The 4,705-nt window shown below is 63.3% G+C and carries 2 protein-coding genes; both read right to left on the minus strand.

Annotated elements, in window-relative coordinates; translation table 11 throughout:
- Positions 1-159: 159 nt before the first annotated feature.
- On the minus strand, positions 160-1,527 hold the full coding sequence (locus tag ACESNG_RS17310; RefSeq protein ID WP_373064733.1) for a hypothetical protein: 1,368 nt from the start codon (positions 1,525-1,527) through the stop codon (positions 160-162).
- A gap of 10 nt (positions 1,528-1,537) precedes the next feature.
- A complete protein-coding gene (locus ACESNG_RS17315; RefSeq protein ID WP_373069981.1) occupies positions 1,538-4,702 on the minus strand; it encodes a SusC/RagA family TonB-linked outer membrane protein in 3,165 nt (1,054 codons plus the stop codon).
- Positions 4,703-4,705 lie beyond the last annotated feature (3 nt).

The raw sequence follows: 4,705 nt of genomic DNA on the forward strand, positions 1-4,705 counted from the left end.
CGTGTTCGTGATCGGTTGGGGCGAGCCGGGCTTCAAGGCCGTCGAGATCGGGCGTGGGGTGAGCGGTCGGTAGCGCGCTTGCCGGTGATGGTTCGAACGTGAAAAGGCCGCCGGTGCACAGTGCACCGGCGGCCTTTTCACATTGGTGCCGAACAGTTCTTACGGGTTGCGATTGAGGCAGCCGTTGAACTTCTGGTTGTTCAGCTCGGCGGCAGGAATCACGAAGTTCACGTCGGTGCCGTAGTTGCCGGCAAAGGGAAGGCGGAGGGTGCCCGTGGGGAACACGGTCTCCGCGGTCCGGCCGTACTGACGGATCAGGCGGCGGAGGTCACCGAGCCGGTGACCGGTAAGCCACAACCACATCGAGCGCTCCTCAAAGAACAGATCGACCGCATCAGCCTGTGTGGCAGGTACGGCCACGGTCAGTGCGGGAATCGTCGTCGGGACGCCAGTGATCGGCGGCACCCCCAAGGTGCCAAACGCCGCACGCAGGGTGTTCAGGCCATCATAAACCGCCTGAAGATCGGTTGGGGTGCCGCCACGTAGTCGCGCTTCGAGTTCGATCAGTCGCGCCTCTACGCCATCGGCCAAGTTGACGGCTCCCGCTCGCCCGTACTTGAGCTGGTCGGGTAAGTTTCTGTGCACGGAGGCAAAGCCGACGCGAATGGTCTCTCGCCACGGGGCCCTGGGATCTACCGGCGTGCGTAGGAACTGCACCCGCGCCTCAGCGGGGATGTACATGGAGTACCGCGGCGCCGTCACCGAGAGCGCATTCCACACACCATTCTCCTGGCGACCAGTGGCTTGCGAGTGGAACGTCTGGTACCGATAGGTCGTCGCCACCCCCTGCACGGCGGCCGCAGCATCGGCGAATCGACCGAGATTGAGTAGCGCGCGGGCACGTCCTATTTGCGCCATGGGACGTACGCGGGCATCCGTGCCGGCCAGCGAGAGAGCCGAGTCGAAGCTGGCGACAGAACGAGTGAGCATCTGCACCGTCGTCAGTGGCTCACCGGGAGTGTCTTCAGTCGAGAACGGCACGCCCGAGCAATAAACCTCCGCGAACAAATTCTCGGTGAATCCGCGCATGGCGTACAACTCGCCGATGTTCGCCGGCAAAGTCGGCGCGAACTCCCGCAGGATAGGGATCACGCGCGTGGCACCCGCGCGAGCACGGTGGAGATTCCGATAGGCGTTCTCCACCGCAGCAAGCTGATCATTGGTGCGACGGTGGTTCGGAAAGAGCCGATCATCGAACGTATCAGTCGAGTAGATCTCATCGGCCATGTTGCCCGTCATCACGATCACACCGTCCTGTGTACCGGAGAAGGCGATCGTGAAGTCCTGCAACACGCCGAGACGGGCCGGGTTCGCCCCTGCGGGGCTGTTGAAGTCGACGACGTTGAGCACGTCGGGATCGGTGATGTCGAGCAAAGTACTGGGATTGCACGCGCTGAGGGTCATGGCCACCGCAGCCACGGGCAGCCAACCCCACTGCGTGATTCGGCGAAAGGAGAGGATAGGCATCTGGTGGGTATCAGTAGTTGAAGTTCATGCGCACCGTCCACGAACGCATGGGCGGCGTGGCGAAAAACTCCTCGTTTCCGCGGTTATCGCTGTTGCTCTGACTAGTCTCGGGGTCGACGCCGGAGAACGGCGTCCAGACGGCCAGGTTGCGGCCAGTCATGATGATGTTCCAGCGCTGCGCCTTGACGGCGCGCGCCCACGACTGCGGCAGTTGGTAAGACACGGCCAATTCGCGTAAGCGCGTGAAGGAGCCGTCTTCGTACATCCCCGTGAACACACCGGCGTTGGCGGCAATGGCGGCGGCCTGCATTTCCAGCGGCGCCGTTGGATCCATGCGACCGCGGCACGAGTTGCCGCCCTGACACTGGTGACGCAGCGTGTTGTTGAACTTCAACAGCCCCCACCGTCTATCGATCTGCGCGGTGATCCGCAGCTTGCGATCGAGCACCTCGATCGTGGGCGAGATCACGAACTCGCGGGTCGGGAACGACGGACCGACGAACTTGGCGCTGTCCTGCAGTGTCACTTCACCAACCGCGAGGATGCCGTCGTTGTTGGCATCGTTGAAGCTGTAGCCACGACCCCACATGCCGAAGAGCGGGAAGCCCGGCGACTGGCGCATCGTGACGCGCGAGCCGGCACCGGTGAGCAGCGGCTTGACGCCCTCGCCGAGCGTGAGCAACTCGTTGCGATTGGTGGAGCCGTTCACGAACAGTTCAGCATACAGGTTCTTGCGGTCAACCAGTTTCTGCGTGTATTCGAGCTCGAAACCGGAATTCAGCACATTCCCGATGTTCTCGAAGCGCGACCCGATGCCAGCCAGCGACGGCGCCAGGTCTCGCGAGACGAGCGCATCCGTCGTTTTCTTGCGGTAATAGGTCACCACGAGATTCGTCTTGCCGTTGAACATCGTCGCGTCGAATCCGGTCTCCACCTCCTCGCCGAACTCGGGCTTCAGGCCGCTGTTGCCGAGTGCGCTCAGCGTCACCGAGGGCGCGTCTACGCCGCCGGCGAGGGTGGCCGGAAACGGCGAGAGGAAGCGCAAAGCGTCCGTTGCGCCCGGCAGCTGACCTGAGGCGCCATACGTGGCGCGCAAACGGAGCGACTGCAACCACTCCGGCTTGGGCATGAAGCCCTCCTCGGACAAGAGCCACGACGCGCCGAACTTCGGATAGTAGATCGAGCGAGCCTCGGATCCGAAGGCACTGGCGGCATCACGCCGGAGCGCCGCCGTGACGAACAACCGATCACGGAAGGAGAGCTGCTCCTCGATGTAGTACCCGAGGGTACGATTGAAATCGAACGACTGCAAACCGTTGCGGATCGCTCCCGCGCTGGTCGTGGTTGCGCCCGGGGGGAGATTCTCGCCGAAGGCCGAAGTCTGCTCGAAGTCGCTGCGAATGAACTGCGTGCCCACCGACGTCTTGGTGCCGAGCCAGCTGGTGAGCTGCTTGGTGACGGTTCCGCCGAGATCTACGGTGCCTTGGCCGATCGTGGTGCGATTACTGGTAACCTGTCCAAGGCGACCGGGGAACTGGAAGATGCCTTGGTCGAAGCGATTGATGCCGATGTCATCGCGCAGCGAGTAGTCGTATCCGACAGTGGCGCGGAGGTTGAGCCACTCGGTCGGATCATAGCGGGCCGTCGCCGAATTGATGAAGCGATTCAACTCCTGTGTGGTGGCGCGAGAAAAGACGTCGCCGAAGGGAAAGCTGAACATGCCCGGTAGCGGCACGCCACGCCCGTCACGATTGGCGGGATTCCAAGCGCCACCCATGGCCTGAACCATGAGACCGGTGGAATTGTCGTTGTTCTGCACACGTCGGGTAAGGCTGTTGACGTAGCCGCTAGACAGCTGGAGCGTGGCTTTGGGCGCTATCTGGGCGGTGAGATTCAAGCGCAGATTGTTGCGATCAAGCCCCTGCGGCCGGATCTGCCCCCGCGGAATCTCCGTGACGCCACGCTCGAGCTTCAGTCGAGCGACTTCCAGATCCGGCATCTTGTACACGCCGTCTTCGCGCTCGATCTCACCCGACACGAAGTACTGCACCTTGTCAGAGCCGCCCGACACTTGCGCACCGTACTGACCACGCTGACCGAGATCGATCGGCGAGAGCGAGTCGATGTTGAGGACGTTGCCACTCGTCACGCTGTCCACGGAGCAGGTGCCGGCCGCGCGGAAGACGAGGTCGCAGCGTTGCGTCTTACCAGTGAGGGTGTTGCTCCCCCACGAATTGTACAGCAGCGGATAGCTGCCCTTACGTGGATCCTGCGACATCCCGCGTTCGCTGTAGAAGTTCCAGGCGGTGCGCCCCGATTTACCTCGTTTGGTCGTGATGTTGATCACGCCAGCCGCAGCCTCGGTGCCGTACAGGGTGGCGGCCGAAGGACCCTTCACGATCTCGATGCTTTCGATCTCTTCGGGATTGATGTCGTCGAGGCGCGACGGGCTCTGACCACCGACGCCGATCCCCGCACTGCCGCTGGTGGCAGCCACGCGTACACCGTCGATGATGACCACCGGTTCGTTCGAGAGCGAGATCGACGACTGGCCACGGATACGAATGCGCGAGCCGACACCCGGTTCGCCGCTGGCCACCACGCTGACGCCGGCGGCGCGACCGGCAAGCACCTGGCTCAGATTCGACACGGGAAGTTCCGCGATCCTTTCTGCCACGTTCACCGTGGCCGTGGCGTTCGCCAGTTCCACCTTGCGCTGCTGACCGGTCACCGTGGTCACGACGGCGGCAAGCGAGAAGGCCGACTGTTTGATTCTGATGTCGGCGACCACCGGCGCCGCGCCGGTGACGGTGACGGTGACCTTCATCGCTTCGAAGCCGATGCGATTCACGTCGAGCGTGACGGCACCGGTCGTGGTGACGCGAAGCGTGTAGCGACCGTTGTCGGCGGTGAGGGTGCCGTTCTGGGTGCCGGACACCAGCACGCGAACCTGTGCGACGGGGTTACCGGTGGCGGCGTCAGTCACGCGGCCGGTAATAGTGCCACCGGCAGCCTGCGCTTCCGCATTCGGAGCCGCAAACAAGGAGGCGCCGACAAGCCCGGCGAACAGGGCAAGGCGTGCGCATACGGCGGCCAGTGGGCGGCGATAAACGGAATGAGGTAGCGAGCCAATTCGCTCGCTACGATCAGTCGCGACGGGTCCGAACAATCGCATCTC

This window comes from Gemmatimonas sp. (assembly GCF_041689975.1).
Lineage (GTDB): Bacteria > Gemmatimonadota > Gemmatimonadetes > Gemmatimonadales > Gemmatimonadaceae > Gemmatimonas.

Coding starts and splice junctions, on each gene's coding strand:
- ACESNG_RS17310 (WP_373064733.1), bottom strand. CDS start 1,527: ATGCCTATCCTCTCCTTTCGCCGAATCACGCAGTGGGGTTGGCTGCCC.
- ACESNG_RS17315 (WP_373069981.1), bottom strand. CDS start 4,702: ATGCGATTGTTCGGACCCGTCGCGACTGATCGTAGCGAGCGAATTGGC.